General features: G+C 62.7%; 15 protein-coding genes and 1 pseudogene. 14 read left to right on the top strand and 2 right to left on the bottom strand.

Annotated elements, in window-relative coordinates; translation table 11 throughout:
- Positions 1-427: 427 nt before the first annotated feature.
- Complete coding sequence (locus tag FSO04_RS17360) at positions 428-835, bottom strand: ATP-binding protein (protein WP_168435720.1); 408 nt, start codon at positions 833-835, stop codon at positions 428-430.
- Between the two features lie 47 nt (positions 836-882).
- Between FSO04_RS17360 and FSO04_RS17365 the strand changes: the two genes are divergently transcribed.
- From FSO04_RS17365 to FSO04_RS17430, 14 genes are all read left to right on the top strand, one after another.
- Complete coding sequence (locus FSO04_RS17365; protein WP_154560856.1) at positions 883-1,074, top strand: hypothetical protein; 192 nt, start codon at positions 883-885, stop codon at positions 1,072-1,074.
- A gap of 999 nt (positions 1,075-2,073) precedes the next feature.
- Positions 2,074-2,271: a Flp family type IVb pilin gene (locus tag FSO04_RS17370; protein ID WP_120297609.1), complete on the top strand. Its 198-nt coding sequence runs from the start codon at positions 2,074-2,076 to the stop codon at positions 2,269-2,271.
- Positions 2,272-2,422: 151 nt separating this feature from the next.
- Positions 2,423-2,941 (top strand): A24 family peptidase, encoded by a 519-nt coding sequence (locus FSO04_RS17375; RefSeq protein WP_154560857.1) that lies wholly within the window; start codon positions 2,423-2,425, stop codon positions 2,939-2,941.
- 504 nt (positions 2,942-3,445) lie between these two features.
- Positions 3,446-4,282, top strand: coding sequence for a Flp pilus assembly protein CpaB (gene cpaB / locus FSO04_RS17380; RefSeq protein ID WP_154560858.1), 837 nt, complete (start codon positions 3,446-3,448; stop codon positions 4,280-4,282).
- A 103-nt stretch (positions 4,283-4,385) separates the two neighbouring features.
- Positions 4,386-6,386 (top strand): pilus assembly protein N-terminal domain-containing protein, encoded by a 2,001-nt coding sequence (locus tag FSO04_RS17385; RefSeq protein ID WP_154560859.1) that lies wholly within the window; start codon positions 4,386-4,388, stop codon positions 6,384-6,386.
- Positions 6,387-6,432: 46 nt separating this feature from the next.
- Positions 6,433-6,735 (top strand): hypothetical protein, encoded by a 303-nt coding sequence (locus tag FSO04_RS17390; RefSeq protein WP_154560860.1) that lies wholly within the window; start codon positions 6,433-6,435, stop codon positions 6,733-6,735.
- Between the two features lie 55 nt (positions 6,736-6,790).
- Complete coding sequence (locus tag FSO04_RS17395) at positions 6,791-7,984, top strand: CpaE/TadZ family protein (protein ID WP_154560861.1); 1,194 nt, start codon at positions 6,791-6,793, stop codon at positions 7,982-7,984.
- Positions 7,985-8,059: 75 nt separating this feature from the next.
- Positions 8,060-9,487, top strand: coding sequence for a TadA family conjugal transfer-associated ATPase (locus FSO04_RS17400; RefSeq protein ID WP_154560862.1), 1,428 nt, complete (start codon positions 8,060-8,062; stop codon positions 9,485-9,487).
- A gap of 21 nt (positions 9,488-9,508) precedes the next feature.
- Positions 9,509-10,486, top strand: a complete 978-nt coding sequence (locus FSO04_RS17405) for a type II secretion system F family protein (protein WP_154560863.1) — start codon at positions 9,509-9,511, stop codon at positions 10,484-10,486.
- A gap of 48 nt (positions 10,487-10,534) precedes the next feature.
- Positions 10,535-11,509: a type II secretion system F family protein gene (locus FSO04_RS17410; protein ID WP_154560864.1), complete on the top strand. Its 975-nt coding sequence runs from the start codon at positions 10,535-10,537 to the stop codon at positions 11,507-11,509.
- Positions 11,510-11,561: 52 nt separating this feature from the next.
- On the top strand, positions 11,562-12,047 hold the full coding sequence (locus tag FSO04_RS17415) for a TadE/TadG family type IV pilus assembly protein (protein ID WP_154560865.1): 486 nt from the start codon (positions 11,562-11,564) through the stop codon (positions 12,045-12,047).
- Entirely contained in the window at positions 12,047-12,694 is a 648-nt protein-coding gene (locus FSO04_RS17420) for a TadE/TadG family type IV pilus assembly protein (protein ID WP_154560866.1), read from the top strand. Before FSO04_RS17415 ends, FSO04_RS17420 begins: the two co-directional genes overlap by 1 nt.
- 18 nt (positions 12,695-12,712) lie before the next feature.
- Positions 12,713-14,086: a VWA domain-containing protein gene (locus FSO04_RS17425; protein ID WP_154560867.1), complete on the top strand. Its 1,374-nt coding sequence runs from the start codon at positions 12,713-12,715 to the stop codon at positions 14,084-14,086.
- 78 nt (positions 14,087-14,164) lie between these two features.
- Positions 14,165-14,800 carry a methyltransferase family protein gene (locus FSO04_RS17430; RefSeq protein ID WP_233464885.1) on the top strand — a complete coding sequence of 212 codons (636 nt, stop codon included), beginning with the start codon at positions 14,165-14,167 and terminating at the stop codon, positions 14,798-14,800.
- A gap of 212 nt (positions 14,801-15,012) precedes the next feature.
- Here FSO04_RS17430 and FSO04_RS17435 read toward each other — a convergent pair.
- Positions 15,013-15,460, bottom strand: a pseudogene (locus FSO04_RS17435) (transposase); the annotation flags it as partial.
- Positions 15,461-15,465 lie beyond the last annotated feature (5 nt).

The raw sequence follows: 15,465 nt of genomic DNA on the forward strand, positions 1-15,465 counted from the left end.
CTAGGCCGACCGTGTCGGCGTACACGCGGATGCGTGCAAACCTTTCGTGTCGGAAGAGTCGCTGCGAGGAAACAGATCACGAAGCGTGCGCCTGGCGAATTGCCACGCGTAGGGTCCGTGGAGATCATTGTCGGCGCGACGATGCGCGCAACGAATGATCGATGTGGGTGCTGCCGGGAACGTGAAGCCGGCGCCGCTGTGGCGACGGTGGGCCCGTCGTTTTGTTTGATCGGTCTTCATCTCGTGGTCCTTGCCTTCTGTTGCTCGTTATTGGCTTCCGGCCGCGTTGACCTGTACCGTATTCATACATAGTTAGTGGGCGGTTGACTGGAACACCAGCAACTAGAGGACTTGGAGGCACTCGCTGAAACTATGTAAGAATGCATCGAAATACATAGTTCAGTCGATGTCTGCGGCGGCCACAAATTCACGTAAAAGGATCACGCTGGTCTTTCATGCGATAGCTTTTGCCTTCGATGACGGCGGTCTCGGCATGATGGAGGACGAGATCGAGCAACGCGGAGGTCGACGTGCTGTCGTGATTTAAGATATCAACCCAGTGCTTAAACGCGGGATTGGAAGTGATGGTCACGCCGTGCTCATAGCGCTGGCTGATGATCTGAAACAGCGCGTCGGCACCCTGTTTGTCGATGGGTAAAAATCCCAGCTCGTCCACGATAAGCACGCGCGGTTTGACGTAGCGGCGCAGCTCGCGTTTGAGCCCGCCATGTGCGTACGCGGCGTTCACCGAGTTGATGATATCCACCGCGGTAGCGAAGAGCACAGAGGTACATTGCGCGGGTCCGACCGGAACAACACCTCGCAACCCAGGCACTTACGCTGTCTTCGGTGTTTCATGGACCGGCCCCCAAGGCGCCGATCATGCGCCGCCGCGCGCGAGCCGAGCCGACGTCGCGCGTGCGCGAAGAACAGACAAAACACCAGGCACAGCGACAGAAAGGGCCGAAGAAGAACCGAAGAAAACCAGGCTCTAGAGAGATGAATTCGAAGAAAATACCGGAAGAAAAAGCACTTTTGCGCCGTCAGTTTTTACGACTTTCAGATCGCCGATGACTTCCGCTCCCGATAGGCGTGCATCAATCCAGCATCGTGCCGCCCCGACACGCAGCGCCACGGGCGAGTGAGACCACCGGCTGGCGTTTCGTCTCAACTTTGAGAAAGCGGGTCAGCGGTGCTATTGCCGGCCGATGGAGTCTCGCTCAGAACGAAAATTTTGACCGGAACCCGTGCGCCCATCGGTGTCCAAGGCAATATTGCCGGCACTTTATTGGTGTTGCGCAAACCTTTGCGCAACAGCGCATTTTCCGCCAACTGCTTTTCGCTTTCCTTATTTAAGTGAGTGGAGCCGTCTCAATGTTGAGACGTTCCTGTCTATGTGCGCCACCCCACCTATCTTTTGCATGGCGCCGCGCACCAGCGCCCGTTGCGTTTCCTCTGACCAAGGCTGCAGTGTGCTCTCAGCCATTACGCACGACTCCGCGCGCTGCGGGTCGCTTTGTGCGTCAGCGAACAGAACGCTACGCGTTACGCGAAATTCGCGTTTCGGTTGAGTGGCTTCACTGAAACAGTTTGGTCGACGACGCCCTCAGCTATGCAGGCGGATTTCGGCTGGGAGTCCTGCGGCCCAGCAAATACAAGGCTTCCCGGGTACCTGGCACAGTCGTCGCTAAACGTCCTGCACCGAGTAGCAACGCAGTAGACGCAGATTCAGATTCAGGTACCGCTTGACTGCTGTCGGGGAAACAGTCAAGCGGCAACAACGGACCTCGAGGTCGCGATATGCCGATACGGCGAGGCGAACCCCGGAGGCCGGGCTGGGATGGCCGGTTGATTGGCTGGCCCGGCGCCTGGAACGAGGCAAGGACGGATTCGATGCACCACCTGGCAATGCTGATGTGATGCACTCCTTGTGAATGCTTCGCATGGCCCAACCGGACGGCGCCGCTCGAGCCGCACCTTGCCCGGGCCGTTAAAACCGGCCAATGCTTCTGTACCCGGCCCGCAGCGGGTGCTTTCTTCTCTCTAAGTTTTTTAACGCAACGAGGACTGAAAATGAAAACGATCATCAACGAAGTAAAGCGCTTTGTCCGTGAAGAAGACGGTGTCGCTGCGATCGAGTACGGCCTCCTGGCCGGGCTGATCGCGGTCATGATCATCGCCGGCGCCACGCTCGCGGGGACGAGCCTGAACACGCTGTTCGCCAACGTCGGGGCGCAGTTGAAGACCGCTGCGGCCAACGTGAATGGTTGAATCGCAGGGGCCGTCCGGAGAGTCAATCGATGCCGCGAGCAGCGGTTGACGAGCCGGAGGGTTCGGGTGAGCTGGCGCTGTCGGCGTGCCTGGAAAGGCTCCCGCAACGCCGCCCCCGGACTTCGAACCACAGAATTCAACAGGTCTTGCCATGAACACTTTCGCGTTTCCCACTGGGCTGTGTGTCTTCACGCTGGTAATCGCTGCCGCTGCATTCGATCTGCGCACGCGGCGCATCCCGAACGTGTTGGTCCTGCTCGGTTTGATCGCGGCGGTGCCGGTGCAGTGGACTGCGCATGGCGGAAGTGCAGGCGTGTTGCAGGGACTGGAAGGACTGGCGACGGGCATCGCGGTACTGCTTCCGTTTTACCTGCTGCGCGCCTTCGGCGCGGGCGACGTGAAGTTGATGGGCGCGCTTGGCGCATTGGCCGGACCGTCCGCGGTGCTGCTGATCGCGCTCGCGACCTTCGTGGTGGGCGGACTCTGGTCGCTGGTCGTGGTGGTTCACCGGCGCCAGTTGCGCCACGCGAGCAACAGCCTGTTCCTGATGTTCGCCGGTTTGGCACAGCACAAGGTTCAAGGGGCAACGAGCGAAGCATCGCTCGGCCGGCTGCCCTACGGTGTGGCCATCGCGCTAGGGACGATGTCTGTGATGGTGTTGTTGCACTAGAAGGCGGTGTCGCACGAAGACCAGGGCGTCACGGGCGAAGCGCCGAAGAGACACAGAAGAAGCACAGAAACGAATACAGGTCTGTCGAACGATCAAGCCCGCATTGAAGGGCGCGACGGGGACAACTAACAACAAAAAGCATGCCTTCACAGAAAGGCTTTCTTGGTACGGGGTTCAAGAATGGGCGAATTCAACGGCCCGACCGGCAGTCAGGAGATAGAGGCGGGTGTTCCTCCGTCTGCTGTAGACCGGTTGCTTCACCGCTTCAGGGGGGACGGTACCTGCCGGATGGGGAGGCCAGGTCGATACGACCGGTGTCCGGCACCCGTGAAGCGGCTGACTGCGGCGCGCTTCGACGCCGGCGTTGAACCTCGCTCCCTCCTGATTCGCCCCGTCCACTTTTCTGCGCGGCGGCGCCTTTTTAACTGCCGCCAGTCTTTCCTGATCTGAATTTATAGCAGTGCAGGCGCGAGCCTGACGAGTCAATCCGTTAAGGAGTGCGACATGAAAAATATGAGAGCGCTGGCGATGTTGACGGTGGCGACGATCGCTGCGCTGGCGGCCGTACTGTTTGCGTCGCGCTGGGTGCAAACCCAGGCGACCCCATCGACCCGGGTAGCCGTCGCGTCCACCGACATCAACCTCGGACAGCGCCTGACGCCCGAGTTCGTCAAGCTGGTCGACTGGCCCGCCGGCAGCATCCCGGCCGGCGCGTTCAGCGACCTGCAGAAGCTCGACGGCCGGGTGCTGAAGACAAGCGCGCAACGCGGCGAACCGCTGCTGGAAGCCAAGCTCGCGCCGCTCGGCACGCTGGGCGGCCTGTCCGCAGTGATCGGCGATGGCAAGCGGGCGATCACGGTGCGCGTGAACGACGTGATCGGTGTAGCCGGCTTCGCGCTGCCGGGCAACTACGTGGACATCATCGTCAACACGCAAAAAGGTGGCAGCGCCACGCCAGGCGATTCGCAGGACCGCAACATCTCGAAGATCGTGCTCGAGAAGATTCTCGTGCTGGCCGTCGCCCAAGAGGTGAGCCGCGACGACACCAAGCCGCGGGTCGTCAATGCGGTCACGCTCGAAGTCTCGCCCGAACAGGCGGAAAAGATCGATCTGGCTCGCAGCGTCGGCACGCTGTCGCTGGTGCTGCGTAACCAGGTGGACACCGCCGACGAGATGACCGGCGGTGCGACCAAGGTCTCGCTGCTGAGGGAGCCGGTCGCCGTGGTTGCGCCGAAGCCCGAAGTGAAGGCCGTGCGGGTTGTCCAGCGGGTGGCGGCGGCGCGGCCGGGCAATTGCATCCGCGTGATTACAGGCACGCAAAACGGTCAGGAATGCTTCTGATTGAATCGTGCCGCGAGACCAGGCGGCACGAGTCGGGCACAGTACAACAAGAATTGATCGAGGCTGGCCAATCCGGCTAGTGGCCTCATCCGGGGGAATGCAAATGAACCATATTCATGACAGCGACACGCGCTGCATCGAACGGTGCCATCCGCACAGTGCACGGGCGCGGCACGCCGCGCGCATCACGCTGGTGGCACTGGCCTGCGTGAGCCTGTGCAGCGCGCCGGTCGAGGCGCAATCGGCGGGGGCTGATGCCGCAAAGCCGCTCACGGTGGCGGCGAACGGGGTGAACCTCACGATCGGCGTGAGCCGCGCCGCTGCGACGGCTGCCGAGGCAGGCCAGATCAAGGGACCGAGCTGTACCGGCGAAGTGCGCCAACATAGCACCGTCGGCGTCGCAGTCGGCAAGTCGACGATGGTCGCGCTACCCGAGCCGGTTCGCACCCGTACGGTGGGCAACCCGGATATCGTTCAGGCAATGCTAGTGTCGCCGCAGACCTTGTACCTGCTCGGCACCGACGTCGGCGCGACCAACATGATCATCCAGGGCCGCAGCGGCTCGTGCAGCGTGATCGACGTGGTGGTGGGCGTCGACCCGGGTGGCCTGCAGGCGACGCTGGCTTCGCTGATGCCGGAAGAACACGATGTGCGCGTCAGCGCGGCCGCCGACAGCCTCGTGCTAAGCGGCACCGTGGCGGATGCCGTCAAGGTGCAGCGGGTTCTCGAACTGGCCAACGCGTTCGTGCAGCGCGCTACCAAGCCGGTCGTGCAGGCCCAGGGCGCAAGCGGCGCAGCCGCCGCGGCCGGAGCGGGCGGTGGCGGCCTCATCCAGCCTGCCGACAAAAACCTGCGCATCATCAACATGCTGACGGTGGGCGCGCCGCAACAGGTGATGCTGGAAGTGAAGGTCGCGGAAGTCTCGAAGACCCTGATCGACGAACTCGGTGCGGAGGCGACCCTGAATGGCAGCTTCGGCAGCTGGACCTTCGGTCTGCTCGCCAATTTCCTGAGCGGCGGCGCGGGCAAGGGCTTTGCGGTCAAGTCGAACAAGCTGCCGTTCGGCCTCGCGGTCGATGCGCAAAAGAGCGATCAACTGGTCAAGGTGCTCGCGGAACCGAACCTGATGGCCATTAGCGGCCAGCAGGCAAGTTTTCTCGCTGGCGGCAAGGTGTTCATCCCGGTTGCGCAGACGGCCAACGGCACCACCACGATTACGTTGCAGGAAGAGGACTTCGGTATCGGCCTGACGTTCACACCGACCGTGCTCGAAGGCGGCCGCATCAACCTGACGGTGGCGCCTGAAGTGTCGGACCTGTCGCCGACTGGCGCCACGGTTACCTCGTCGTCCGGCAACACCACCGCGGTATTGCCGCTCATCACGACGCGCCGCGCCTCTACGACTTTGCAGGTGCTCGACGGTCAGAGCTTCGCGATTGGCGGCCTGATCAAGAACAACATCACGGGCACGATCAACGCGCTGCCGGGTGCCGGTGAAATTCCGGTGCTGGGTGCCCTGTTTCGCAGCACGAACTTCAAGCAGGACCGCACGGAACTGGTGTTTGTCGTGACGCCGCACCTCGTCAAGCCGTTGCCGGCCAACTACACGTTGCCGACCGATCACTTCGGCGAGGTCAACGAGGCAGGCGTCCTGCTGACCGGCAACATGGAAGGCAGCAAGGCGTCGCATACGCCGCCGCCTGCGGCAGGTGCACCGCAATCCGCACTGCCTGCGGTTGCGCCTGGTGTCGCGGCTGGTTCGAACGGCGGCACGGTTGCTCCCGCTGACCACGGCGTCATGGTTCCGGCCCCCAGCGGCCAGTCGACGGCACCCGCCCCGGCCCTGCCGGCCACCACCTCCGGCCCGCTGCCCGCGGCTGCGCCTGCACCGGTTGCGCCGTCCCGACCGCTGGGCACGTCCGACACGACCTTGGACAACAGCACAAGTCAGCGCGTCAGCAACGTGGCGGCAATGGGTGCGCAGAGTGCACAAGGCGCTGCCCCGCATGGCAGCGACGACAGCGCGAAGCCGGATGTCTACGCGGTCGCCAATCCACCCGCCAGCGGCCCGGCGCTGCCGCCCCCTACCGGGAAGGCGCCTTGAACCGCACCGCAGTGCTCACGAACTTCACCTTGAACTGGGGCCGAACATGAAAACGCTCAAACCATTGATTCGCGCCAGCGTATGCGCAGGCATCAGCCTGTCGCTCGCCGGCTGCCTGACCTCGACGCCGCACTGGGACGCGCATTTCGGCGAGACCATCCAGCAGATCACCGCAGCGCAGATTCTGAACCCGCAGGCGAGCAGCAACACGGACCCGGTCGCCGGGCTCGACGGCGGCGCGGCGGCGGCCTCGATGTTCCATTACAGCAAGACGTTCGCGCAACCGCCGATTGTCGGCACGCCGTATGGGGTTGGGCTCGGCACGAGTAATACCAGCGGGACGCCGTAACACTTGCCGTGGCGAGGCACAGCCGGAAGCGGACATGCGAAGCGGAGCAAAAGAAATGATCAATATCCTGTTAGTTTCATCGGACCTGGGGCGCGCTCAGCAGATCGCTGCGGTGATTGCCGCCAGCGGTGTGGGACACCAACTCAGGACGCTGGCAGTGGGCCTGAAGCAGGTGTGCGCCGACAAGGACGCGCTGCAAGCCGCGGACCTGTTGATCTTCGACGGCTATCACTTGACGCAGGACGATATCGACTCGCTCGAAAAGCTGTCGAACCGCCATCGCGAGCTAGTCTGCACGCTGGTTACGCCGGCACCGTCGCACGACATACTCATCCAGGCGATGCGCGCCGGCGTGCGCAACGTCGCGCTGTGGCCGATCGATCGCGACAGCTTCGTAGCCGACCTCAAACGCGTCGCCGGGCGTCACGTCGAGGCGGCGCGCCACGACGGCCAGGTGTTGTCGTTCGTGTCGTGCAAGGGCGGCAGCGGCACCACTTTCATTGCCGCCAACCTTGGCTACGCGCTCGCCACGCTGCGCAACAAGCGCGTGCTGTTCGTCGATCTGAACCAGCAGTTCGGCGACGCCGCCTGTCTGGTCTGCGACAAGACTCCGCCCGCCACCATCGCGGAGGTCTGCGCGCAGATCGAACGTCTCGATGCGTCGTTTCTCGATGCCTGCCTGACCCATGCTTACCCCAACTTCGATGTGCTCGCCGGGGCGGGCGATCCGGTCAAGGCGGGCGATATCAAGGTCGCCCACCTCGAGCGGATCGTCGCACTGATCCGCCATGAGTACGACGTCGTGATCTTCGATGTCGGCCAGAGCGTGAACCCGGTGTCGATCTTTGCGCTCGACCACAGCGACCTGATCTTTCCGGTGCTGCGCTCGAGCGTTCCGCACATTCGCGCCGGGCAGCGGTTGATGCATCTGTTCCAGTCGCTCGGTTATCCGGCCGAGCGTGTGCGGGTGCTCGTCAACCAGTATGACAAGCGCGGCCAGATCGACCTGAAGACCGTCGAGGACGTGATCGGCGCCAAGGTCTCGAAGGTACTGCCGCACGACGCCCGCCCGGTGCTCGACTCGGTCAACCAGGGCGTGCCGGTGCTCAAGCTGCAGAAGAGCAGCCCGATCTCGAAGAGCCTTGCCGAACTCGCCGATAGCCTGGCGCCGGCGCCCAAGGCGTCGGGCAACTCGGTGCTGACGAAGCTGTTCCGGGCCAGGCCGCGGACTCAGCCTAGTCCTACGTGACGCTATGTGAATCTGCCTGAAGCGACCTGAGCCAACCTGAACGCGCCACCCTGAGATCCAAACCGGAGCACCACCATGTCACTGCGCGAACACCTTTTCAAGCAGGCCGCCGAGGCGCTGATTGCACCGAGCCTCGCTGCGGCGGATGTAGCCGTCGCAGCGGAGCCGACCGCCACGCGCCCGGCGAATGGCGCCGCAGACTCGGCCTCGAACAGCGGGCTGGCGCGGCGCGCTTACCAGCAGCTCAAGATGGAGATCCATGAAGCGATCATCGAGCGCGTCGAACTGGACAAGCTGCAGCATCTGTCGCCCGAGCAGGTCCACCGTGAGCTCGCGCAACTGGTCGGCAAGCTGATCGAGGAAGGCAACATCCTGATGAACGACGTCGAGCGCCGCCAACTGGTGCAGGACGTCCAGGACGAGATGCTCGGGCTCGGCCCGCTCGAACCGCTGCTCAAGGACCCGACCATCTCGGACATCCTCGTGAACACCGCCCATCACGTCTATGTCGAGCGGCGCGGCAAGCTCGAGGCCACCGACGTGGAGTTCTACGACAACGCACACCTGATGAAGGTGATCGAAAAAATCGTCTCACGGGTGGGCCGGCGCATCGACGAATCGGTGCCGATGGTCGATGCGCGGCTCGCCGACGGCTCACGCGTGAACGCGATCATCCCGCCTTCGGCAATTGACGGCCCGCTGCTGTCGATCCGGCGTTTCGCGGTGAATCCGCTGAAAGTGGCGGACCTGATCGAATACCAGACCTTTACCTCACCGATGGTGCAACTGCTCGAAGCGCTGATCAAGGCGAAGATCAACGTGCTGATTTCAGGCGGCACCGGCAGCGGCAAGACCACGATGCTGAATCTGCTGTCCGGCTTCATCCCGGCGGACGAACGGATCGTGACGATCGAAGACGCGGCCGAACTGCAACTGCGCCAGGAGCACGTGCTGCGCCTCGAAACGCGGCCACCGAACATCGAAGGCAAGGGCGAGATCAGCCAGCGCTCGCTTGTCAAGAACGCGCTGCGGATGCGCCCGGATCGCATCATCCTCGGCGAAGTGCGCGGTGCCGAAGCCCTCGATATGCTGCATGCGATGAACACTGGCCACGAAGGCTCGATGGCCACGATCCACGCCAACACAGCGCGCGATGCGCTGACCCGGCTCGAAAACATGGTCAGCATGGCGGGTCTCGCGTTACCGCCCAAGGCGATGCGCCAGCAGGTCGCCTCGGCGATCACGGTGATCGTGCAGGCCTCGCGTCTCACCGATGGCCGCCGCAAGCTGATGAGCATTCAGGAAATCACCGGCATGGAAGGCGACATGATCAACATGCAGGAGATCTTCACCTTCAAGCGCACCGGCGTGGATAGTGAAGGGCACGTGAATGGCTACTTCTGCGCGACTGGCGTGCGGCCGCAATTCACCGAGCGGCTGCAGGCCTTCGGAGTGAGCGTGCCGGACCATATCTACGATCCGCAGAAGCGCTATGAAGTCTGAGCCGGTATTGGGGAGCGCGTCATGAACAGATTGTTTCTTGGGTTTGCCGTGTTGCTGTTTTTCGCCGTGGTGCTCGTGATCGAGGCGGGCTACCTGTGGTGGAACAGTCATCATGGGCCGGTGGTCAAGCGGCTCGATCAGCGCATTCGCGCGATGTCGGTGGGCGGCGAAATCGGCACCGCACAGTTGTCGATTCTGAAAGCACGGCTGCTGAGCGATTCGCCTTCGCTAACGAAGCTGCTGCTCGCGATTCCGCGCATCCACATGCTGGACCGGTTGCTGCTGCAGTCGGGGCGCGACTGGTCGGTGGGGCGGTTTCTCACCTATACGCTCGTGTTGCCGTGTGTGGCCGCGGCGGTCGCGCTGTGCCTCGGTGTGCCGCTGCTGCCTTCGCTTGCGCTCGCGGCAGTGTTCGCGCTGCTGCCGCTCGGGCATGTGCATCGCAGCCGTTCGAAACGTATCGCGGTGCTCGAGCGGCAGTTGCCCGAGGCAGCGGACCTGATCAGCCGCGCGCTGCGCGCCGGGCACTCGTTCCCGAGTTCGCTCGGCATGGTGGGCGAAGAACTCGCCAACCCGCTCGGCGGCGAGTTTCAGACCACCTTCGATGAGATCAGCTACGGCGTGTCGATGAACGACGCACTGAAGAACATGGTGGCGCGCGTACCGGTCATGGACCTGCGCTACTTCGTGATTGCGGTGCTGATCCAGCGCGAGGCGGGCGGCAACCTATCCGAAATCCTCGACAGCATCAGCCAGATCATCCGCGAGCGGCTGAAGCTGCTGAGCAAGGTCAAGGTGCTGTCGGCTGAAGGGCGTCTCTCGGCATGGATTCTCGGCGCGCTGCCGTTCGCTCTCGCCGGGGTCATCATGCTGATCAATCCGGACTTCTTTATGGGGCTAATCAACGATCCCGCGGGCTTGAAGATGATCGGCGTCTCGCTGGTCAGCATGTTGTTGGGCATTGTCTGGATGCGTAAAGTCATCCGGATCCACGTCTGAGCGGTCGCTGCACGTAGCGGCAATGAGCGGCAAATTCGCGAGGAAATCATGAACACCATGCAGATCGTGTTGCTGGGTGCGACCTTCATCATCGTCTTCGGCGCGGCGCTGGGCGTCATGCTGATCACACGGCCCAACGTCTTGCAGCGGCGCCTCGAGGCAATCGCGCCCGGCGGTATCGGCCAAAGTGAGAGCGCCGGGAGCACGATGGCGGAGGGGCGCCCGCAATGGCTGGAGACGATCGCCAAGGCGTCCGCGCATGTGGCGAAGCTATCGTTGCCCACAGAGGGCTGGGACAAGTCCGCACTGCGCACGCGTTTCATGAACGCCGGCTGGCGTGGCGCCGCGGCCCCGGCGATCTATTTCGCTGCGAAGACGGTATTTGCGCTCGGTTTGCCGCTGGTCGCGCTGCTCATGCTGGGGAGCTTGCCGAGTAACGTGCCGCACAGCCTCGCGCTGGTCGCTGTGCTGCTGATGTTGCTGGCGACGCTGGGCTACTACCTGCCGAACGTCGTGTTGGCGCGCCAGATCGACCGTCGGCAGCAGGACATTTTCGAAAGCCTGCCCGATGCGCTCGACCTGATGACGGTGTGTGTGGAGGCTGGCCTCGGTGTCGACGCGGCGATGCTGCGTGTGGCCGACGAGATTCACGTGAAGAGCCAGGTGTTGAGCGACGAGCTCTCACTCGTGCTGCTCGAGTTGCGCGCCGGATCGAGCCGCGACAAGGCCTTGCGCAATCTGGCGATGCGCACCGGGGTGGCCGATGTGGAGACGCTGGTGGCGATGCTGGTCCAGGCCGAGCGTTTCGGCACCAGTGTGGGCGCCGCGTTGCGCGTGCAGACGGACATGCTGCGCACGAGGCGGCGCCACCTTGCCGAGGAGCGTGCCGCGAAAGTCGCGTTGAAGCTGCTGTTTCCGTTGATGTTCTTCATTTTCCCGGCGCTTCTGATCGTGCTGCTTGGACCGGCTGTGATCCAGATCTATCGCGTGATGTTGCCGACGGTCAGCGGAATCGGGGGATGACTCGGCGCGACACAGCAAGACGAAACGACAGGCCGGAGCGGGGGAGAACAAGATGAGTGGGTCAAAACGCAGGATCGTCAGGCGCTCGCGCAAGGGGCAGAACGGCTCGACCGTGGTGGAGTTCGCGATCGTCGCGCCGCTGCTGTTCTTTGTGATCTGCATGATCATCGACCTCGGGCTGATGTTCTGGGTCAATCTGACGATGCAGTACGCCGTGCACGAAGGCGCACGTTATGCGGTCACCGGGCAGAGCAACCTCGATCCGAATGCCGCCAGCCAGCAACGCTATCTGGCCGTGATCCAGGACATCGAGGATGCCTCGATGGGACTCTATACCCTTGTCAACCCGGCCATCTCGGTGACGGTCAACGGCGTACCCGCAGCGTATGGTGCGAACATGTTCGGCGGTCCCGGCGATCTGATCGTGCTGCAGCTCAATTGTGCGTGGCCGCTTCTTACCCCGTTGATCAAGCCGTTCTTCACCGGTGGGCAGTACTCGTTCACCGTCGCGGCGACCATGCGTAACGAGGGCTACTGATGAAAACCGTTCCTCACATGAGCCACCTCAAAACACGGCGCACGATGGCGGGCATCGCATCAATCGAGTTCGCCGTGCTGCTGCCAATGCTCTTGCTGCTCGCCGTGCCGACCTACGACCTCGCGCGCAACATTCAGGCCAACATGATTCTCGTGAACGTGAGCCGGGAGGGCGCCAACCTCGCGTTGCGAGCCTCGCTGACTTACCCGATGGAAACCATCATGAACGATCTGGCGTCGACCACGCCGCCGCTCGACATGGCCAATCGCGGCATGATCTACATCACCGAGGTCATGGGCAACAGCGAAAACTGCAACGCGCAGGGCACCAACTGCACGATCCGCAACATCGTGCTCGCGCAATACGAATGGCAACCCAACGGGCAGCAGGGTGCCTATGCACCCTCGAGCGCCGTGTGGAACTGCAGTTCGGGTAACTGGGGCAGCGACGGCAGCTGCGGTGGAATTGGTGCAGGTCTCGCCGCTCCGACCGCCAATGCGTTGACAGGACAGTTGGCGGCGGGCCAGATCGTCTATGTGGTCGAAAGCTTCTACAAGATGCAGTACCTGTTTGGCGCGGCGAACTTCGGTTTCGGCGCGTCGACCACGGTGCTCAATCCCAATCTGTATTCGATGAACGTGTTTTGACCGGCCTGCGGGGGCATCATGAAAACAACTGGCTATGCTGGGCGCAGATCCAGCAGACTTAACAGAAAACATAAGCAGCGCGGCGCCGTCAGCATCATCGTCGCCGCTTCCATCGTGCTCCTGATCGGCGTGGTGGGGATCGCCGTCGATTCGGGGCTGGGCTATATGGTCAAGGCCAAGCTCGACGCCGCCGCCGATGCGGCCGCGATCGCCGCCGGCGAGGCCGTCACCACCGGCAGCACCCAGGCGGCGCAGGCGGCCAATGCCATAGCGGCTGCCAACAGCTTCTTCGCCGCCAACTATCCGGCGGGCTACCTCGGCACGACGGCAACGCTCAACGCGCCCTCGGTGGTCTTCAACCAGGGCACGATTACGATCGACACGTCGGCGCAGGCAAGCATGCCGGTCGGCTTCATGCACCTGTTCGGCTTCAACCTGCTGAACGTGGCGAGCGCTTCAGAGACCGTCAGAAAGGATCTCGACCTGGTGCTCATCATCGACACCACTGGCTCGATGGCCACCGACCCAGCCGTGCCACCGGCGGTGCGTTCGGCGGCAATTACGTTCCTGCAGCAATTCGACCCGCTCACCGACCGGGTTTCGCTGATCCACTTCGCCTACGGTACGGTCGTCGACCAGCCGTTCAACGGTAATGCCCGCGGCTTCGATATGGCGGCGATGACCAAAAGCATCAACGCGTTCAACTTTGCCGGCAGCACCAATTCGGAGGAAGCTTACTGGAATGCCCTCAACCAGCTGAACACCGTGATTACCCAGCCGTCGAGCTTGCGTGTCATCGTGTTCTTCTCGGACGGAGCGCCCAACAGCTTCGCCTCGATTTTCCCGACCACGAACAAAAACTGCAATTCTGTAGCCGGCACCATTATCAGCGGCGATACGCCGAGCACGCCGGCCGCGCTCTACGCTGACAACGTGCAGAGCCAGCAGCTCAGCTCGCCCTGTTACAACAACAACGCGTCGAAGGTGATCAGTCAGTTGCCCAACTGGTACAACGCGCACAACACGTCGTGGCTCAACAATCAGACGATACCGGTAATCACGAACACGCCGCGTGTCGTCACCAGCACGGTGAACTATGCCAACGTGAACAACGCTGGGCGCAACATCGCCGAAGCGATGGCCAACTTGGCCCGCAGTGAAGGCACCTATGTCTACGCGATCGGCCGCGGGTCGGAACTCCTGACGCCCGAAGGCGCGAATGGGGAGATCGGCCAGGACGTACTGAAGTGCATGGCCAATACGGCGAATTCGCTGCAGCGTTGCTACAACCCGAAGCAGCCGGTCGGGGTGTACTGCAGCGCGTTGACGCCGGCCGACATGACGCCGTGTTTTTCCAGACTCGCTTCGGAAATACTCCGGATTGCGAAGTAGGTAAGCGCCGGATAAGCGATCCACAGAACGAAGACGACGATGCCCCAGGCGGAGAACATCATGACACCAGCCAAACCCATGACTGCAGCGTTGGCAACCGACTGGGGCACGCTCCTCGTCAACGTGGTCGCGCGCGCGATGACGGTGCTGCTGATGGGCGTGTTCGTCTACGCCGCGATGCGGCAGTGGCTCGCCGCGCCTGCGCGCATCACGCTGATGTTGATGGTGATCTCGGAGCTGACGGCGGTGGGGGTATCGCTCGTATCACGTTCGCCGCAAAAGCGCGACTGGACGCCAACGACTTTCGTCTGCACGGTCGCGGCAACCTACTATTTTCTCGCCGTGTGGCTTGCGCCCGGCATTCACCTGGTGCCGGAGGCGGTCGGGACGACGCTGCAGGTGGCTGGCCTCGGCTGGCAAATTTTCGCCAAGTTGTCGTTGCGCCGCTCGTTCGGACTGCTGCCAGCCAACCGCGGGATCGTCTCGTCCGGTGCGTACCGGTTCATGCGGCACCCGATTTATCTCGGCTACTGCATTGCCGATATTGGTTTCTTGCTGGCTAATTTTGGGATTCAAAACCTGCTGGTCTATGGCGCTTTGTTTATGCTGCAGGCCTACCGGATCCTGCGAGAGGAAAAGCTTCTCTCCGCCGATGAAGGCTATCGGACCTACAAGGGCAAGGTACGTTGCCGAGTGATTCCGGGCTTGTTTTGAGGGCTTCCGGCATGCAGCATCTGCATGGCTGACCACAAAGCGTTGGCCGTCTTTGTGGCGCGAATCTGCAGCAGCCGATCCGGGGAAAGACCGATGTACTCGAGACCGAGGCCGTTCGGAACGTGCGGCGGCTGAACTGTCGCAACTGGCCATTTGCCCAGTGCGCTGAGCGCAGGACGAAGCAGCCGCATCTCTCCTACGCCGGCCTGCTGGCCCATCGTCGCCACTGCGGCTGTCGCCGTCAGCACACCAACGCCCGGAATCTCGGTAGTCGACTTAACCGCCTTGTTCTCCAGCATCCACCGGTGCAGCCGCCGCTCGATCACGGCGATCTGCTCGTCGAGCTTCGTCAACCCATTCCACTGCTCGCGCAACGCGTCGACCAGCACTGCCGGCAGGCGATCCAAGACTCTGGCCAGCACCGCGGATATCGCCTTGTCCGACGCAGCCCGGTCCTTCCCCATCACTTCACCGTATTCGGTCAATAGTCCGCGCAGGCTGTTGATCTGCATCGTACGGAACTTCACCAGTTGCTGCCGCATCCGGTGCGGCGCCAGCACGGCCTGTTGCGCTTCGGTTTTTACTGCCACCGCTTTGCCTGGTTGCTGCACGGCCAGTCAGATCGCAGCGGGCGTCTGCTGCATGGCTCTTGTTGCGGATACCTT

It is taken from the genome of Paraburkholderia madseniana (genome assembly GCF_009690905.1).
Lineage (GTDB): Bacteria > Pseudomonadota > Gammaproteobacteria > Burkholderiales > Burkholderiaceae > Paraburkholderia > Paraburkholderia madseniana.

Coding starts and splice junctions, on each gene's coding strand:
- FSO04_RS17365 (WP_154560856.1), top strand. CDS start 883: ATGCGCCGCCGCGCGCGAGCCGAGCCGACGTCGCGCGTGCGCGAAGAA.
- FSO04_RS17370 (WP_120297609.1), top strand. CDS start 2,074: ATGAAAACGATCATCAACGAAGTAAAGCGCTTTGTCCGTGAAGAAGAC.
- FSO04_RS17375 (WP_154560857.1), top strand. CDS start 2,423: ATGAACACTTTCGCGTTTCCCACTGGGCTGTGTGTCTTCACGCTGGTA.
- cpaB (WP_154560858.1), top strand. CDS start 3,446: ATGAAAAATATGAGAGCGCTGGCGATGTTGACGGTGGCGACGATCGCT.
- FSO04_RS17385 (WP_154560859.1), top strand. CDS start 4,386: ATGAACCATATTCATGACAGCGACACGCGCTGCATCGAACGGTGCCAT.
- FSO04_RS17390 (WP_154560860.1), top strand. CDS start 6,433: ATGAAAACGCTCAAACCATTGATTCGCGCCAGCGTATGCGCAGGCATC.
- FSO04_RS17395 (WP_154560861.1), top strand. CDS start 6,791: ATGATCAATATCCTGTTAGTTTCATCGGACCTGGGGCGCGCTCAGCAG.
- FSO04_RS17400 (WP_154560862.1), top strand. CDS start 8,060: ATGTCACTGCGCGAACACCTTTTCAAGCAGGCCGCCGAGGCGCTGATT.
- FSO04_RS17405 (WP_154560863.1), top strand. CDS start 9,509: ATGAACAGATTGTTTCTTGGGTTTGCCGTGTTGCTGTTTTTCGCCGTG.
- FSO04_RS17410 (WP_154560864.1), top strand. CDS start 10,535: ATGAACACCATGCAGATCGTGTTGCTGGGTGCGACCTTCATCATCGTC.
- FSO04_RS17415 (WP_154560865.1), top strand. CDS start 11,562: ATGAGTGGGTCAAAACGCAGGATCGTCAGGCGCTCGCGCAAGGGGCAG.
- FSO04_RS17420 (WP_154560866.1), top strand. CDS start 12,047: ATGAAAACCGTTCCTCACATGAGCCACCTCAAAACACGGCGCACGATG.
- FSO04_RS17425 (WP_154560867.1), top strand. CDS start 12,713: ATGAAAACAACTGGCTATGCTGGGCGCAGATCCAGCAGACTTAACAGA.
- FSO04_RS17430 (WP_233464885.1), top strand. CDS start 14,165: ATGACTGCAGCGTTGGCAACCGACTGGGGCACGCTCCTCGTCAACGTG.